Source organism: Phycicoccus sp. M110.8 (assembly GCF_032464895.1).
Classification (GTDB): Bacteria; Actinomycetota; Actinomycetes; order Actinomycetales; family Dermatophilaceae; genus Pedococcus.
Map to the genome: position 1 here is coordinate 2224930 of NZ_JAWDIC010000001.1, position 16856 is coordinate 2241785.

General features: G+C 71.9%; 12 protein-coding genes. 9 read left to right on the plus strand and 3 right to left on the minus strand.

The features are described from left to right. Positions 1-62: 62 nt before the first annotated feature. Positions 63-2450: a DEAD/DEAH box helicase gene (locus RKE38_RS10550; RefSeq protein ID WP_316007379.1), complete on the minus strand. Its 2388-nt coding sequence runs from the start codon at positions 2448-2450 to the stop codon at positions 63-65. Between the two features lie 70 nt (positions 2451-2520). Between RKE38_RS10550 and RKE38_RS10555 the strand changes: the two genes are divergently transcribed. The 9 genes from RKE38_RS10555 to RKE38_RS10595 all read left to right on the plus strand — a co-directional run bounded on the left by RKE38_RS10555 (position 2521) and on the right by RKE38_RS10595 (position 14904). Further along, complete coding sequence (locus tag RKE38_RS10555) at positions 2521-2865, plus strand: anti-sigma factor antagonist (protein ID WP_316007380.1); 345 nt, start codon at positions 2521-2523, stop codon at positions 2863-2865. 260 nt (positions 2866-3125) lie between these two features. Beyond that, positions 3126-5648 carry a sodium-translocating pyrophosphatase gene (locus RKE38_RS10560; RefSeq protein ID WP_316007381.1) on the plus strand — a complete coding sequence of 841 codons (2523 nt, stop codon included), beginning with the start codon at positions 3126-3128 and terminating at the stop codon, positions 5646-5648. Between the two features lie 117 nt (positions 5649-5765). Continuing rightward, a complete protein-coding gene (locus tag RKE38_RS10565; protein ID WP_316007382.1) occupies positions 5766-6473 on the plus strand; it encodes an AIM24 family protein in 708 nt (235 codons plus the stop codon). Then, complete coding sequence (locus tag RKE38_RS10570) at positions 6473-7972, plus strand: methyltransferase (protein WP_316007383.1); 1500 nt, start codon at positions 6473-6475, stop codon at positions 7970-7972. Before RKE38_RS10565 ends, RKE38_RS10570 begins: the two co-directional genes overlap by 1 nt. A gap of 154 nt (positions 7973-8126) precedes the next feature. Continuing rightward, complete coding sequence (locus tag RKE38_RS10575) at positions 8127-8804, plus strand: TetR/AcrR family transcriptional regulator (protein WP_316007384.1); 678 nt, start codon at positions 8127-8129, stop codon at positions 8802-8804. Continuing rightward, positions 8804-10537 (plus strand): ABC transporter ATP-binding protein, encoded by a 1734-nt coding sequence (locus RKE38_RS10580; RefSeq protein WP_316007385.1) that lies wholly within the window; start codon positions 8804-8806, stop codon positions 10535-10537. The genes RKE38_RS10575 and RKE38_RS10580 overlap by 1 nt, the downstream gene beginning before the upstream one ends. Before the next feature lie 79 nt (positions 10538-10616). Next, on the plus strand, positions 10617-12653 hold the full coding sequence (locus tag RKE38_RS10585; RefSeq protein ID WP_316007386.1) for an ABC transporter ATP-binding protein: 2037 nt from the start codon (positions 10617-10619) through the stop codon (positions 12651-12653). 159 nt (positions 12654-12812) lie between these two features. After that, positions 12813-14576 (plus strand): sodium:solute symporter family protein, encoded by a 1764-nt coding sequence (locus RKE38_RS10590; RefSeq protein ID WP_316007387.1) that lies wholly within the window; start codon positions 12813-12815, stop codon positions 14574-14576. A 13-nt stretch (positions 14577-14589) separates the two neighbouring features. Beyond that, on the plus strand, positions 14590-14904 hold the full coding sequence (locus tag RKE38_RS10595; RefSeq protein WP_316007388.1) for a hypothetical protein: 315 nt from the start codon (positions 14590-14592) through the stop codon (positions 14902-14904). Positions 14905-15005: 101 nt separating this feature from the next. Here the strand turns inward: RKE38_RS10595 and RKE38_RS10600 are convergent, their stop codons facing one another. Both RKE38_RS10600 and RKE38_RS10605 read right to left on the minus strand, forming a co-directional pair. Continuing rightward, positions 15006-16181, minus strand: a complete 1176-nt coding sequence (locus RKE38_RS10600) for an MFS transporter (RefSeq protein WP_316007389.1) — start codon at positions 16179-16181, stop codon at positions 15006-15008. A gap of 114 nt (positions 16182-16295) precedes the next feature. Continuing rightward, positions 16296-16781 carry a hypothetical protein gene (locus RKE38_RS10605; RefSeq protein ID WP_316007390.1) on the minus strand — a complete coding sequence of 162 codons (486 nt, stop codon included), beginning with the start codon at positions 16779-16781 and terminating at the stop codon, positions 16296-16298. Between the last annotated feature and the right edge of the window lie 75 nt (positions 16782-16856).

Sequence of the window (16856 nt, forward strand, 5' to 3'; positions counted from 1 at the left end):
GGGCGGAGCGCTGGTCGAGCCGCGTCCGGTTTGTCCTGCACGGGGGCGCGCAAAACCGCAGGTCAGAGCTCTGCGGACGGAAACCGACCGAGCTCGGCCAGAGTGGCCTGCAACAGGCGCGCGGCGCCTGCCTTGTCCAGCGGCTCGTTGCCGTTGCCGCACTTCGGCGACTGGACGCACGCCGGGCACCCGGCCTCGCACCCGCACCCGTTGATCGTCTCGAGCGTGGCCCCGAGCCAGGCCTCGACCGCCTGGTGCGCCCGCTCGGCGAAGCCCGCCCCGCCGGGGTAGCCGTCGTAGACCATGATCGTCGGCAGGCCCGTGTCGGGGTGCTCGGCCGTCGACACGCCGCCGATGTCCCACCGGTCGGAGGTCGCCACGAGCGGGAGCATGCCGATCGCCGCGTGCTCGGCCGCGTGGGCGGCGCCGGGGATGTCGACCTCGGCCACCCCGGCAGCGGCGAGCCACGACACCGGCATCGTCCACCAGACCGCCTTGGTCCGCAGCGTCCGCGGCGGGAGGTCCAGGGGGTGCGTGCCGAGGACCTCCCCGCTCGGCAGCCGCCGCAGGAAGGACGTCACCTGCGTGTGGACCCGGACCGAGCCGAAGCAGACCTCGAGGGGCCCGACCCGTCGCGAGCGCTCGGCCGCGACGATGTCGAACGCGCTCACCGACTGCGCGAACGTGCTCCACCCCGGGTCGCCGCGCACCACGGTCGCGGTGCCGCCCTCGAGGTCGAGCTCGGTGACGACGTAGCTCTGGCCCTGGTGGACGTGCACCGCCCCGGCGTGGACCTGCGTGTGGGCGCTCGCGCCGTCGATGGTCCCGAGCACCCGACCCGTCCGGCTCTCGACGATGCCGACCACCTCGCCGGCACCGCGCAGCGACAGGTGGTCGCCGGGCCGGTCCGAGCGCGCCCAGTACCACCCGCCGTTGGGCCGTCGCCGCAGGATGCCCCGCGCGACCAGCGCGTCCAGCAGTGGCCGGGCGACCGCCTCGCCGCCGAAGAGGTCGAGGTCGACCTCGCGCAGCGGCAGCTCCGCCGCGGCGGCCGCGAGGTGCGGGCCGAGGACGTAGGGGTTGCCGGGGTCGAGCACCGCAGCCTCCACCGGCTGGCCGAAGACGACGTCCGGGTGGCCGACGACGTAGGTGTCGAGCGGGTCGTCGGCCGCCACGTAGACGGCCAGCGAGCGGGTGCCGGCCCGTCCGGCGCGCCCCGCCTGCTGCCACAGCGAGGCGCGGGTGCCGGGCCAGCCGGCCATGAGCACGGCGTCCAGCCCGGACACGTCGACGCCGAGCTCGAGCGCGTTGGTGGCAGCCAGCCCGACGAGCGTCCCGTCGCGGAGGGAGCGTTCGAGCTCGCGTCGTTCCTCGGGGAGGTAACCGCCCCGGTATGCCGCGACGCCCGTCGCTGCGCGCACGTGCCCGGTGTCGTCGAGCGTGCGCCGGGCGCTCGACGCGAGCGCCTCGACGCCGGCCCGGGACCGAGCGAACGCCACGGTCTGCACGCCGTCGGCGACGAGCGAGGCCAGCAGGTCCGCGGCCTCGGAGGTGGCGCTGCGACGACCCGACCCGTCGGGGAGCTCGCCCGGCTCCCACAGGGCGAACGTCATCGCCTCCCGCGGGGAGCCGTCCCGCGTGACCTCCTCGAACGGCAGACCCGTCAGTCGCTGCGCGTGCAGCCCGGGGTCGCGCACCGTCGCGGACGCCAGCACGAACGTCGGGTGCGACCCGTACCGCGCACAGACTCTCCGGAGCCGGCGGAGCAGCGCGGCGAGGTGCGAGCCGAACACCCCCCGGTAGACGTGGCACTCGTCCACGACGACGTACCGCAGGGCCCGCAGGAACGGGGCCCACCGCTCGTGGCCCGGCAGCAGCGAGTGGTGCACGAGGTCGGGGTTGCTCAGCACGAGCTGGGCGTGGTCGCGGATCCAGCGCCGCTCCTCGGTGGGGGTGTCGCCGTCGTAGGTGGCGGCCCGGACGCCCGGCACGGCCCACGCCTGGATCCGGGCGAGCTGGTCCGCGGCCAGCGCCTTGGTCGGCGAGAGGTAGAGCGCCGTGGCGCCCCGGCCCGACGGGGCGGTAGCGCCCTCGACGACGGCCGACAGGACGGGGAGCAGGTACCCCAGGCTCTTGCCCGACGCCGTCCCGGTCGACAGCACGACGTGCCGGCCGGCGTGGGCGTGGTCGGCGGCCTCGCGCTGGTGCGACCACAGGGAGGTGATCCCGGATCCGGCGCACGCGGCATACACGGTCGGGTCCACCCAGGTGGGCCACGGCTCGGGACGCGCGCTGCGCGCCGGGACCTCGTGGACGTGGCGCAGCCGCTCCGGCGCACCGGACGCGAGCGCGGACAGTGCGGCCGGCGGGTCGAACCCGGGGGGTGAGCCGGGCGCCCCGGCCGCCCCGCGGCTCGCCGCTGGGGATCCGGTGGCGCTGGGGATGGACATTGCCGCTACGGTAATCCCGTGGGCTGACGGTCTCCGTCGCGCCCGGTGAGCGCACGGAAAGGCGAGACGCGTGGATCTGTCGGTCTCCAGCACGGAGCAGGGAGCCGTGACCGTCGTGCACGTGGCCGGGGAGATCGACGTCTACACGGCGCCGTTGCTGCGCGAGGTGCTCGACAAGCAGGTCGCCGCCGGTCGCACCGAGCTCGTGGTCGACCTGGAGAAGGTCACCTTCATGGACAGCACCGGCCTCGGCGTCCTCGTCGGCCGGCTCAAGCTCGTCCGCGGGCAGAACGGCACGCTGCGCATCGTCAGCGCCCAGGACCGCATTCTCAAGGTCTTCAAGATCACGGGCCTGGACAAGGTGTTCCACATCTACTCCACGGTCGAGGAGGCCACCGCCGCCTCGGCGGTCTGAGCCCGCCGGCCCGGTCATCCGGGCTCCCGCCCCGGCAGGCCGGTGCCGCTGGGCCGCCGCACCACGGCGCCCGCGCCCCGCGTGCCGAGCAGGTCCCCTGTCCTGCGGAAACACCGCAGGAAATCTGCGTGTGACCCTGCTCACCCGCTGACATTTACGGTGTGACGTGCATTACCCTCGCCACCATCGTCCCCTCGTGCGGCGCGCTGGCCAGCGTGCCCGTGGGCGGTTTGGAGAGTTTCCCCATCGAGGAGGATGGAATGTTGCGCGTCGCGCCAGCCGCCAGTGCCCTCACACTGGACGGCTCCAATCTCACCCTGGTGATCGTGGTGGCCGTGGTTGCCGTCATCGCGCTCGGCATGGGTGTGTTCTTCCGCCAGCAGGTCCTGTCGCACGACGCCGGCACCGAGAAGATGCAGGAGATCGGCGCCGCCGTGGAGGAGGGCGCCCAGGCGTACCTCGCCCGGCAGTTCAAGACCCTCGGCATCTTCGTCGTGCTGGTCTTCGGCCTCCTGCTCCTGCTGCCCGCCGACACCGCCAGCATCCGCTGGGGTCGCTCGGCCTTCTTCGTGGTGGGCGCGCTCTTCTCCGCCTCGATCGGCTACCTGGGCATGAGCCTGGCCGTGAAGGCCAACGTCCGCGTCGCCTCGGCCGCGCGCGAGGGCGACCGCGACAGCGGTATGCGGATCGCCTTCCGCACCGGCGGCACCGTCGGCATGGCGACGGTGGGCCTGGGCCTGCTCGGCGCCTCGGTCGTCGTGCTCCTCTACAAGGGCGACGCCCCCAAGGTGCTCGAGGGCTTCGGCTTCGGCGCCGCCCTGCTCGCGATGTTCATGCGAGTCGGCGGCGGCATCTTCACCAAGGCCGCGGACGTGGGCGCCGACCTCGTCGGCAAGGTCGAGGCGGGCATCCCCGAGGACGACCCGCGCAACGCGGCGACGATCGCCGACAACGTGGGCGACAACGTGGGTGACTGCGCCGGCATGGCCGCCGACCTCTTCGAGTCGTATGCCGTGATGCTCGTGGCCGCGCTGATCCTCGGCTCGGTCGCGTTCGGCACCTACGGCCTGGTCTTCCCGCTGCTCGTCCCCGCCATCGGCGCGGTCACCGCCCTCATCGGCGTCTTCATCACCCGCGTCAGGCCCGGCGAGAACGCCCTCTCGGCCATCAACCGTGGCTTCTACATCTCCGCCGCGATCGCCGCCGTCCTGTCGGCCGTCGCCGCCTTCGTCTACCTGCCCGACACGTTCAAGGGCCTGGAGTCGACGGACCAGTCCGTCACCCAGCTGACCGGCAACCCGCGGGTCACCGCGATCCTGGCCGTGGTCATCGGCATCGTGCTCGCCGCGATCATCCTGTGGCTCACGGGCTACTTCACCGGCACCGACAAGCGCCCGACCCGGGACGTCGCCCGCACCTCGCTCACCGGCGCGGCCACGGTCGTCCTCTCCGGCATCGGCGTGGGCCTCGAGTCGGCCGTCTACACCGCGGTCATCATCGGCGGCGCCGTCTACCTCGCCTTCCTGCTCGGCGGCGGTTCAGTCGTGCTGTCGCTGTTCCTCATCGCGCTCGCGGGCTGCGGCCTGCTGACCACGGTCGGCGTCATCGTCGCCATGGACACCTTCGGCCCGGTGTCGGACAACGCGCAGGGCATCGCCGAGATGTCCGGGGACGTCGACGGCGAGGGCGCGCAGATCCTCACCGACCTCGACGCGGTCGGCAACACCACCAAGGCCATCACCAAGGGCATCGCGATCGCGACGGCCGTCCTCGCGGCCACGGCCCTGTTCGGCTCGTACTCCGACGCCTGGCGGGGCACGTTCGACCCGATCCTGGCCAAGCTCGAGCAGCAGGCGCAGACGGGCGTCATCGGCCAGAGCGAGGTGCAGGCGATCCAGAAGCAGCTGACCACCTCCTTCGGCCTGGAGATCGTCTCGCCGAACGTCCTGGTGGGTCTGCTCATCGGCGCCGCGGTCGTGTTCCTCTTCTCCGGCCTGGCGATCAACGCCGTCACCCGCGCCGCGGGCGCGATCGTCTTCGAGGTCCGTCGCCAGTTCCGCGACATCCCCGGGATCATGGAGGGCACCGCCCGTCCGGAGTACGGCAAGGTCGTCGACATCTGCACCAAGGACTCGCTGCGCGAGCTGGCCACCCCCGGTCTCCTCGCGGCCATGACGCCGGTCGCGGTCGGTTTCGGCCTCGGCATCGGCGCCCTCGCCGGCTTCCTCGCCGGCGCGATCGGCACCGGCGCGCTGATGGCCGTCTTCCTCGCCAACTCCGGTGGCGCCTGGGACAACGCCAAGAAGATCGTCGAGGACGGCACCCACGGCGGCAAGGGCACCGAGGCCCACGCGGCCACCGTCATCGGCGACACCGTCGGCGACCCGTTCAAGGACACCGCCGGCCCGGCGATCAACCCGCTCATCAAGGTCATGAACCTCGTGTCGGTGCTGATCGCGCCGGCCATCGTGACCCTGTCTATCGGCGACGGCAAGAACAGCCCCGTCCGGTACGGCATCGCCATCGCGGCGCTGGTCATCGTCATCGGTGCGGTCGCGGTCTCCAAGTCGCGCGACCTCGCCATCGGTGGCGACGACGACACCGCCACGCCGGCCGACGCGGCGGCGCCCGACGGGAGCGCCGCGACGGTCCCGGCCGCGCCGACGGCCACCGGTGCGACCACCGTCCCGGGCGCGACCGCCGACGGGTCGGGCGCAGCGCCCGGCGCCTCGGCGGGTGCGACCGGGACGAGCGAGTCGCTGGAGGAGCCCGCGAACCGCTGACCCTCCTCGGGAACCGACGCGGCCGGTGCCACCACGGGTGGTGCCGGCCGCGTCGTCGTGTCGAGGCCCTCGCCGAACCGGTGTCGGGGCGCAGGCCCGCGCCCCTAGGCTGGACGCGTGCACAGCCCCCTCTTCGACCAGGCCAACCTCGAGGTCCAGGCGCAGCAGCGCTTCGCCCTGCAGAACCCGCAGATGCTGCGCGTCCACCTCGGTGGCGACGTCCTCGCCGTCAAGGGGGCGATGGTCGCCTACCAGGGCGCCATCCGCTTCGACCACGAGAAGGCCGGCAGCGTCGGCCGGATGTTCAAGAAGGCCGTGACGGGCGAGGACGTCTCGCTCATGCGGGTCTCCGGTGAGGGTGACGTCTTCTTCGCCTCCGAGGCCGGCTACGTCTTCCTCGTCGACCTGGCCGGCGACGGCCTGTCGGTGAACTCGCGCAACCTCCTCGCCTTCGACTCGGGCATCGACTGGGACATCAAGCGGGTCCAGGGCGCCGGCATGCTCAGCGGCGGCCTGTTCAACACCACCCTGCAGGGCACCGGCACCGTCGCCATCCACACGGTCGGCCAGCCGGTCGTCCTCGACTGCGCCGCGCAGCCCACCTACGTCGACGTGCAGGCCTGCGTCGGCTGGTCGGCCAACCTCGTGCCGCAGGTCGTGTCGAGCATGAACGTGCGCTCGATGCTCCGCGGCGGCTCGGGCGAGGCGTTCCAGTACGCGTTCTCCGGTCCCGGCTTCGTCATCGTGCAGCCCAGCGAGTGGACCCCACCGCCCGCGCAGGGCGGCGGCGGCGGTGGCTTCAACCTGGGCGGGCTGCTCGACTGATGAGCGCACCGCCGCCGGTCGTCGACACCGACCTCGTCGCGCGCCTGCGCGCCGACCTCGAGCACGCGGCATACACCGTCGAGGCGGTGGGGGAGCTGCTCGGGCCGCTCGCGTCGGCGGCCCTGGGCCGCGAGCAGGTGCTGCCCGCGCAGCGGGTCACAGCCACGGCCGGCACCCCGCTGGCCACCCTGGTGCGGCTGTTCACCCTCGGTGACGCGGTCGACGCCGACGACGCGGCCCGCGCGCTGCCGACGCTCGGCGTCGAGGGTGCGGAGCGGCTGCGCCTGGTGACCCAGCAGGGGCCCGGCGTCGTGGCCACGTGCGACCTGCGCCCGTACGCCGACGAGGACCACTCCTGGTGGGTCGCCTCCGACCTGTCGGAGCTGGCCACCCGGGCGCCGCTGTCGGAGGACCACGTGCTCGGCATCGGTGGCGCCTCGACGACGCTCGCCTCTTGGACGCCCCGGCCGCGGGTCGGGCGCGCCCTCGACCTCGGCACCGGCTGCGGTGTGCAGGCGCTGCACCTGGGCGCCCACGCCGCCTCCGTGACGGTCACCGACATCTCGGCGAGGGCGCTGGCGTATGCCGCGTTCAACGCCGAGCTCAACGGCTGCGACTGGGCGTTCGTCGAGGGCTCGATGCTCGATCCCGTTGCGGGACAACGGTTCGACCTCATCGTGAGCAACCCGCCCTTCGTCATCACCCCGCGCACCCCCGACGTCCCCCTGTTCGAGTACCGCGACGGGGGCCAGGCGGGCGACTCGCTCGTCGCCGACCTCGTGCGCTCGATCGGCGACCACCTGGCGCCCGGCGGCATCGCCCAGTTCCTCGGCAACTGGGAGGTCGTCGGCGACGCCGACTGGCGCGACCGCGTCCGCGGGTGGGTCGCCGGGTCCGGCCTGGACGCGTGGGTGGTGCAGCGCGAGGTGCAGGACCCCGCGCAGTACGCCGAGACGTGGGCCCGCGACGGCGGCCACCACAGCGCCACGAGCGAGTTCGCGACGATGTATGCCGCGTGGCTGGACGACTTCGCCTCGCGCGGCGTGAGCGCCATCGGGTTCGGCGTGATCACGCTCCAGCGGCCCACCGGTGACCGGGAACCGTTCCTCGACCTGACCGAGGCCACCGGCCCGGTCGCGAGCCCGATGGGCCCGGCGGTCCTCGCCGGCCTGGCCGCACGCACCTGGCTGGCCGAGCACTCCGACGAGGAGCTGCTCGAGGTGGCGTGGCGCTGCGCCGACGACGTCACCGAGGAGCGGCACGGCCGTCCCGGTGACACCGACCCGACGGTGATCCTGCTCCGGCAGGGTGGTGGCCTGGGGCGGGTCGTGCGCCTCGGTACGGCGGGCGCTGCGCTGGTCAGCGTGTGCGACGGGAGCCTCCCGGCCGGTGCGGCGGTCGTCGCGATCGCCTCGCTCCTCGGCGTCGACGAGGCGCAGGTGCGGGTCGAGGTGCTGCCGTTGCTCAGGGCCCTGGTGGCCGACGGGCTGCTCGTCTGAACGCCCCCGGCGGGTGAGCGGGCCCGGCCGCCGGCTCCTCGTCCGACGGTCCCGGGCGAGTGAGCGCAGGAGCGCCAACTGCCCCTTGCGGTGGTGTTCGTGCAGGTCAGGAAAAGGTGTTGTGAGTGAGTGCTCACTCACTTACTCTGATCGGGTGTCTCCCCGCGCACCTGCCATGGCCCCCGACGAGCGCCGCGCCGCGATCATCGCGACGACGGTGCCGCTGCTGCGCGAGCACGGGCCGGCGGTGAGCACCAAGCAGATCGCCCGCGCGGCCGGGGTCGCGGAGGGGACGATCTTCCGCGTCTTCGAGTCCAAGGAGGAGCTGGTCGACGCCTGCGTGCACGACGCGTTCCAGACCGAGAAGCTGGTCACCCGCGTGCTCGCCATCGACGACTCGCTGCCACTGCGGGAGCGCCTGGCCGAGGCCGTGTCGACGATGCAGGAGTACCTGCGCGGCATCTTCTCGCTGATGACCATGCTGCACTCGTCGGGGCAGCCGATGCGTCGACCGCACAAGGACCCCCGGCGCGAGCAGGCGAACGAGGCCCTCGATGCGGCCTTCGTCGCCCTCATCGGGGCCGACCGAGACCAGCTCCGGCTGCCGCCGCTCGAGGTCGTCAACTACCTGCGGATGATCACGCTGTCCAGCGTGCACCCGATGCTGCACCACCAGGGCTCATCGGCCCAGGAGATCGTCGACGTCATCCTCGAGGGCGCGCTCCGGCGGCCCGACACCACGGCGCAACGCTGCGCGTCCGCCACCGCCACGCGGCATACCGGCTCGTCGTCCGGTGCCACCGCCACACCGTCCACCAGGGGGAAGAAGTAGTGCTCGTCAGGATTATCCGGACCTATCTCGGGCCGTACCGCGCCCTCGTGGTGGCCCTCGTCGCACTCCAGCTCGTCGGCACCATCGCCTCGCTCTACCTGCCCAGCCTCAACGGCCGCATCATCGACGAGGGGGTGGCGCGCGGTGACACGGGCTTCATCCTGCGCACCGGTGGCTGGATGCTGGCCGTCTCGCTGGCGCAGATGGCTGCCACGGTGGCGGCGACCTACCTCGGTGCCCGCTGCGCTGCCGGGCTCGGCCGCGACCTGCGCGCCGACGTCTTCGCGCGCGTCGGAGACTTCTCGGCGCAGGAGGTGTCGCGGTTCGGTGCGCCGACGCTGATCTCGCGCAACACCAACGACGCCACGCAGGTGCAGACGGTCGTCTTCATGGGTGCCGCGATGATGGTCTCCGCGCCGATCATGATGGTCGGCGGCATCATCATGGCGCTGCGCGAGGACGTCGGGCTCTCCTGGCTCGTGGCCGTCTCGGTGCCGCTGCTGGCGCTGTCGGTCTCGCTCGTGATCCGCAGGATGATCCCGCAGTTCCGGCTCATGCAGGAGTCGGTCGACTGGGTCAACCGCGTGCTGCGCGAGCAGATCACCGGCATCCGGGTCGTGCGCGCGTTCGTCCGGGAGGAGCACGAGGAGGCCCGGTTCGCCGAGGCCAACACCCAGTACACCGGGACGGCACTGGCCGTCGGCCGCCTCATGGCCATGGTCTTCCCGATCGTCATGCTGATCTTCAACGCCTCCACGGTGGCGGTCCTGTGGTTCGGCTCGCACCGGGTCGAGAGCGGGCAGATGCAGATCGGCGAGCTCACGGCGTTCATGAGCTACCTCATGCAGATCCTCATGTCGGTGATGATGGCGACCTTCATGTCGATGATGATCCCGCGGGCCACCGTGTCCGCGGGGCGCATCGGCGAGGTGCTCGACACCGCCTCGACGGTGGTCCAGCCGACCGCGCCCGTCGCCCTTCCCGCCGGCCGGGTCAGCCTGGAGCTGCGGGACGTCGAGTTCACCTACCCCGGTGCGGATGTCCCTGTCCTGCAGGGTGTCTCGCTGACGGCGGAGCCGGGGCACACCACTGCGATCATCGGCAGCACGGGCTCGGGCAAGTCCACCCTGGTCTCGCTCGTCCCGCGGCTCTACGACGTGACCGGCGGTGCCGTGCTCATCGGCGGCGTCGACATCCGGGAGGGGGCGCTCGAGGACGTCTGGTCGCGGATCGGCCTCGTCCCGCAGAAGCCGTACCTGTTCACCGGGACCATCGCGTCCAACCTGCGCTACGGCGACGCCGACGCGACCGACGACGACCTGTGGGAGGCCCTGCGGATCGCTCAGGCCGAGGACTTCGTGCGAGCGATGCCCGGCGGCCTGGACGCGACGATCGCCCAGGGCGGCACCAACGTCTCCGGCGGGCAGCGACAGCGCCTCGCCATCGCCCGGGCGCTGGTGGCCAAGCCGGACATCTACCTGTTCGACGACAGCTTCTCCGCGCTCGACCTGTCGACCGACGCGCGCCTGCGCTCGGCCCTGCGGCCGGTGACGCGTCATGCCGCGGTCGTCGTCGTCGCGCAGCGCGTGTCGACCATCGTCGACGCCGACCACATCGTCGTCCTCGACAACGGCAGCGTCGTCGGCACCGGGACGCACGAGCAGCTGCTGGCGACCTGCCCGACGTACGTCGAGATCGTCGAGTCCCAGCGCGCCGCGCAGGAGGCGGCATGACCAGCGGCGGCACGCGCGGTACGACGCCGCGCCGGCGCCACGAGCACACCACGAACGACCGGGGAACGGGGGCAGCCTGATGGCTGAGGGAGTCAAGACCGAGGAGGAGCGGGCCGCCGAGGCGCGCCGAGGGCCGGCGGCGCGCGCCGGGCAGCGGCACGGGCCCATGGCGGGTGTGGGCATGCCGGCGGAGAAGTCGCAGAACTTCGTCCCGTCCGCCAAGCGCCTGCTGTCCCTGCTGCGCCCCGAGCGCCACCGGCTGTATGCCGTGCTCGGGCTCGCGGTCGCGAGCGTCACGCTCAACGCCATCGGCCCCAAGATCCTGGGCCGCGCGACCGACCTGATCTTCGCCGGGGTCATCGGGCAGCGGCTGCCTGCCACGGCGACCCGCGCGCAGGTGATCGAGGCGCTGCGTGCGCAGGGCAAGGGCACCTTCGCCGACATGGTCGCGCGCATGGACCACCTCGTCCCGGGCCAGGGCATCGACTTCGGCGCTGTGGGCCGCGTGCTGCTGGCCGTCCTGGCGATCTACGCCGTCGCGAGCCTGCTGTCGTGGGCGATGGGCTGGATCCTCATCGGCGCCGTGAACCGGACGATCTTCACGCTGCGCCGCGACGTCGAGGACAAGCTCAACCGGCTGCCGCTGCCCTACTTCGACGCGCAGCCGCGTGGTGAGCTGCTCTCCCGCGTGACCAACGACATCGACAACGTCGCGCAGAGCATGCAGCAGACCCTGAGCCAGATGCTCACGTCGCTCCTGACGGTCGTCGCGATGATCGCGATGATGATCTACATCTCGCCGCTGCTGGCGGTGATCGCGCTCGTGACGATCCCCGTGACCATGGCCGTCACCGCTGCCATCGGCAAGCGCTCACAGAAGCACTTCGTCCAGCAGTGGAAGAGCACGGGCGAGCTCAACGGGATCGTCGAGGAGGCGTTCACCGGGCACCAGCTGGTCAAGGTCTTCGGCCGCCAGGACGAGGTGCGTGCGGCCTTCCGGGCCCGCAACGACGACCTCTTCGACGCCGGCTTCAGCGCCCAGTTCATCAGCGGCATCATCATGCCGACGATGATGTTCATCGGGAACCTCAACTACGTCGTCGTCGCGGTCGTCGGTGGCCTGCGGGTCGCGAGCGGGTCGATGAGCCTCGGTGACGTGCAGGCGTTCATCCAGTACTCGCGCCAGTTCACCCAGCCGCTGACGCAGGTCGCCTCCATGGCCAACCTGCTCCAGTCCGGTGTCGCGTCGGCCGAGCGGGTCTTCGAGGTGCTCGACGCCCCGGAGCAGCAGCCGGAGAGCGGGAGCCCGACCACGCTGGCGGCGGCGCACGGACGGGTGGCCTTCGAGGACGTCTCCTTCTCGTACTCCGAGGACGCGCCCCTCATCGAGCACCTGGACCTCGTCGTCGAGCCGGGGCAGACGGTGGCCATCGTCGGCCCGACCGGCGCCGGCAAGACCACCCTGGTCAACCTCATCATGCGGTTCTACGAGCTCGACGCCGGCCGCATCACCCTCGACGGCGTCGACATCACCGAGCTCACCCGGCGCGGGCTGCGCAGCCAGATCGGCATGGTGCTCCAGGACACCTGGCTGTTCGGCGGGACGATCCGCGAGAACATCGCGTACGGCAACCCCGGCGCGACCGACGAGCAGGTGGTCGCGGCTGCGCGGGCGACGTACGTCGACCGGTTCGTGCACACGCTGCCCGACGGGTACGACACGGTGCTCGACGCCGAGGGGGGCAACATCAGCGCCGGCGAGAAGCAGCTCGTCACCATCGCCCGGGCGTTCCTCTCCGACCCGGCGCTGCTCATCCTCGACGAGGCGACCTCGTCGGTCGACACGCGCACCGAGCTCCTGGTCCAGCAGGCGATGGCCGCGCTGCGCCACGACCGCACGAGCTTCGTGATCGCGCACCGGCTCTCCACGATCCGCGACGCCGACGTCATCCTCGTGATGCGTGACGGCAGCATCGTCGAGCAGGGTTCGCACGAGGAGCTCCTCGAGCGCGGGGGCGCCTACGCCGAGCTGTATGCCGCGCAGTTCAGCGGCGCGGCCGTGGACGTGGACACCGGCGAGGCCCCGGCCGCGGAGATGGCCACCGCCGGCAGCTGACCCACCCTGTGGTGTGGGTCGCGGAGCGTGTCCGCGGCCCACACCACCGGCGTGCCGGACGCCCTCTGGGGTCCGCGCTCGCGGTGGTCGCTCCCCGGGTGCCGAACCACGGCATACCGCCTAGTTTGGGGACGTCCGTCCGTGCGCGAGGAGCCGCCGATGTCATCCCTGGTCCACTTGGCCGCCCCGGCCGCCGACACCCTCATCAACGCGAACTGGCTCGACTACCTGCTGGTGGCGACCTACTTCGCGTTCGTGCTGGGCATCGGCGTCCTGGCCCGGCGGCAGGTGTCCGACTCCATCGACTTCTTCCTGTCGGGGCGGTCGCTGCCGGCGTGGGTGACGGGTCTGGCGTTCATCTCCGCCAACCTCGGCGCGGTCGAGATCATGGGGATGTCCGCCAACGGCGCGCAGATCGGGCTCCCGACCGTCCACTACTTCTGGGTGGGCGCGATCCCCGCGATGCTCTTCCTCGGCGTCGTGATGATGCCGTTCTACTACGGCTCCAAGGTGCGGTCGGTCCCCGAGTTCATGCTCCGTCGCTTCGGCACCGGCGCACACCTCGTCAACGCGATCAGCTTCGCCCTGGCCCAGCTGCTCATCGCGGGCGTCAACCTCTTCCTGCTCGGGTCGATCGTCCACGCGCTGCTCGGCTGGCCGCTGTGGGTGGCCCTCATCGTCGCCGCCGCGATCGTGCTGTCGTACATCACGCTCGGTGGGCTGTCGGCCGCGATCTACAACGAGGTGCTGCAGTTCTTCGTGATCGTCGCGTCGCTGCTGCCGCTGACGCTGATCGGCCTGCACCGGGTCGGCGGCTACGGCGGCCTCAAGGACAAGATCACGGCTGCTGCGAGTGCGGCACCCCCCTCGGCCAAGGTCGCCACCGCCCAGCAGCAGCTCGAGTCCTGGCCGGGCCAGGCCCTCTCGGGCTTCGACTCCGGGTTCTGGTCGGTGGTGGGCATCGTCTTCGGTCTCGGGTTCGTCCTGTCCTTCGGCTACTGGACGACGAACTTCGTCGAGGTCCAGCGGGCCATGGCCTCCAAGTCGATCTCCGCGGCGCGCAAGACGCCCATCATCGGCGCCTTCCCCAAGATGTTCGTGCCGTTCATCGTGATCCTGCCCGGCATGGTCTCCGCCGTGCTGGTCAAGGAGATGGTCGACCTCAAGAACGGCGGGTCGCCGCCCGGCGGGGCCTCCGGCGAGGGCGTCAAGTACAACGACGCGCTGCTGCTGCTCATGCGCGACGTGCTGCCGAACGGCCTGCTGGGGCTGGCGATCGCGGGCCTGCTCGCTGCGTTCATGGCCGGCATGGCGGCGAACATCTCTGCCTTCAACACCGTCTTCAGCTACGACCTGTGGCAGCGGTACATCCGCAAGGACCACAGCGACGACTACTACCTGCGCATCGGCCGGCTGGCCACCGTGGCCGCGACGATCATCGCGATCTTCACCGCCACGCTGGCGAGCAACTTCTCGAACATCATGGACTACCTGCAGACCCTCTTCGGGTTCTTCAACGCTCCACTGTTCGCGACGTTCATCCTCGGCATGTTCTGGAAGCGGATGACCGCGACGGCCGGCTGGGTCGGCCTCTCCGCAGGGACGTTGTCGGCGGTCGCCGTGGCCTTCCTGTCCGAGGACGCGTTCGGCTCGGCCAGCCTGGGCGTCATCCCGCTGTCCGGCCAGGGCGCCAGCTTCGTCGCGGCCTCGACGGCCTTCGTCGTCGACATCGTGCTGAGTGTCCTCGTGTCCATGGCGACCACGCCCAAGCGGGTCAGCGAGCTCAAGGGCCTGGTCTACTCCGAGACCCCGCGCGAGGACCTCGTCGACCCCGAGGAGGCGAGCCAGCCCTGGTTCCAGCGGACGCTGCCGCTGGCAGGGATCGCGCTCGTCCTCGTCATCATCCTCAACGTGAGCTTCTGAGAGGAGCACGGCCATGACCGACAACGACAGGCCCCGCCGCGGGGCGGCCGCGCCGCGCAAGACGGCCGGAGCCTTCGACATCCGCAACATCATCGGGCTGCTGCTCGGCATCTACGGTGTCCTGCTCCTGTTCGCCGGCTTCTTCCTGGACCGCGCGGAGGAGAAGACGGGTGGCGTCAACGCCAACCTGTGGACGGGCCTCGGCCTGGCCGTCGCGGCAGCAGTGTTCCTCGGGTGGGCCCGCCTGCGGCCGATCGTGGTGCCCGAGCACGTCGAGCCGGCGGAACCCGACCCGACCCGCCCCGGCCCCACCCGCAGGGGCCACTGACCCTCGGCTCGCCACTGACCCTAGAGTCACCACCGACCCTCGAGTCACCACCAACCCCGGTGCGTATGCCGCGTGGACGTCGTCCACGCGGCATACCTGTCTCAGGGGCGGTGCACGGACTCGGGCGTCCGGCGCAGTGCCCTGCGGCCGGTCAGGCTGAGGGCGGCGGCGGCCGCGAGGCCGAGGAGGCCACCGACCGCCCACATGAGCCGCGGGTCTACCTGGAACAGGGCGCCGGACAGCGGTGGGGCGATGACGGTGCCGCCGATGGACGCGGCACCGTAGAGGCTCTGGTAGCGGCCGTGCATGCCCTCGGGCGCGCGGTCGGCGGCGTGGGCCGTCGCGGTCGGCTTGTAGAGCATCTCCCCGGCGGTGACCACGGCGATGGCGACGAGGACGAGCACGAGGCCCGGGGCGGGCGCGACGAGCAGCCACCCCAGGCCCACGAGGAGGAAGCCGCCGGCGATCAGCCGCTCCGGCGGCCGCTCGCGCAGGCGGTGGGCCAGCCACGGCTCGAACAGGACGATGAGCGCGCAGTTGAGCGAGATCGTCGTCCCGTAGACCCACGGCGCGGCACCCAGCGACTCCAGCTGCCAGGGCACCGCCGAGTAGGCGAACCGGTAGGCCGTGTCGGCCGCGACCACGGTGAGCAGCAGCAGGACGAAGCGCGGGTCGGCCCGCAGCGCGGCGAGCAGCCGGGTCGGGGTCTCGGCCGAGAGCGTCGTGGGAGCGGCGGCCGGCACGACGAACAGCACGACGCCCAGCATGAGCAGGCTCGCCGCCGCGTCGATGACGAAGACGACGCCGAAGTGGTGGACGGCGAGCAGGCCGCCGAGCGGGGGCCCGAGCACCGTGCCGGCGTTGTTGACCGCCCGCATCCAGGCGGTGGCCTGGCGGCGGTGCTCGGTGGGCAGCGCGCTGGTGACGAGCGCGAACGACACCGGGCGGCCGACACCCCCGAGCGCCCCCATGAGGAACAGGACCACCGGCAGGCCGCCCGTCGGGGTGACCGGCACGAGCAGGCAGCCCGCCGCCGAGGCGAGCGAGGCGCCGGCGAGGGTGCGCCGCAGCCCGAAGCGGTCGCCGACCGTGCCCCCGACCAGGTTCCCGACGATCATGCCGGCGCCCCAGACCGCCGCGACGGAGCCGGCCCTGGCCTCGTCGAGGTGTCGGTCGGAGACGAGGTACAGCGGGACGAACACCCACGCCATCGAGCCCAAGGCGTTGACGAACCGTCCCGCCAGCAGCCAGCGGACCCAGCCAGGCAGCTCCCTCATGAGCGGGGGCGGGTCTGCGGGCGGCCGGGATTCACGCCCGCCACCCTAGAGCCGCCCCGCCCCCGCTCTCTTCCCCGTTTTTCCGCGTTTGGGGGTGTCAGCGTGATCCATACGTCACGCTGACACCCCCGATGCGGACGTCAGTCGGTGGTGGGCCAACACCACCTGGTCCATGAAGGCCACGGTCTGCAGCCGCAGCCCGACAAGGTCGATGGTCAGGACCGTCTCGCCGCCGATCGCCAAGGCGTTTCGGCGCAGGTTGTCCGAGCTGACGGCCAGACCGAGCCGGTGCTGGGCGCCATCGACCTCCACCACCAGGGGGCAGTCGCGCCACCTGACGTCGAGGTAGATCCGGCCCAAGGGTCCGTGGCGGACCACCTGGCGCTCGGGTTCGGGAAGTCCGCGCTCACGGCAGAACCCGGCGAAGTCGAGCTCGCCCAGCGACTGTGCGTCGTCACGGACGTCACAGACCAGCTGCCTGATGAAGGCGGTGCGGCCGTAGTGGGCTCCGGGCCAGCGAACCGGGCACAGGTCTTTGGCGCGGACGATCCGCTGTTGGACCGACATGCAGACGATGAGGGCCGCCTGTCGGTCCGACACGGCCCACTGTGCTGCCCGGACGGTGGCGACCTGCGGGCGAACGCGCGGAAGACCGGCCGCGATGGTGTCATCGTC

Bases quoted from the DNA above. Each gene is read 5' to 3' on its own strand.
- RKE38_RS10550 (WP_316007379.1), bottom strand. From the start codon at position 2,450: ATGTCCATCCCCAGCGCCACCGGATCCCCAGCGGCGAGCCGCGGGGCG.
- RKE38_RS10560 (WP_316007381.1), top strand. From the start codon at position 3,126: ATGTTGCGCGTCGCGCCAGCCGCCAGTGCCCTCACACTGGACGGCTCC.
- RKE38_RS10570 (WP_316007383.1), top strand. From the start codon at position 6,473: ATGAGCGCACCGCCGCCGGTCGTCGACACCGACCTCGTCGCGCGCCTG.
- RKE38_RS10585 (WP_316007386.1), top strand. From the start codon at position 10,617: ATGGCTGAGGGAGTCAAGACCGAGGAGGAGCGGGCCGCCGAGGCGCGC.
- RKE38_RS10590 (WP_316007387.1), top strand. From the start codon at position 12,813: ATGTCATCCCTGGTCCACTTGGCCGCCCCGGCCGCCGACACCCTCATC.
- RKE38_RS10595 (WP_316007388.1), top strand. From the start codon at position 14,590: ATGACCGACAACGACAGGCCCCGCCGCGGGGCGGCCGCGCCGCGCAAG.
- RKE38_RS10600 (WP_316007389.1), bottom strand. From the start codon at position 16,181: ATGAGGGAGCTGCCTGGCTGGGTCCGCTGGCTGCTGGCGGGACGGTTC.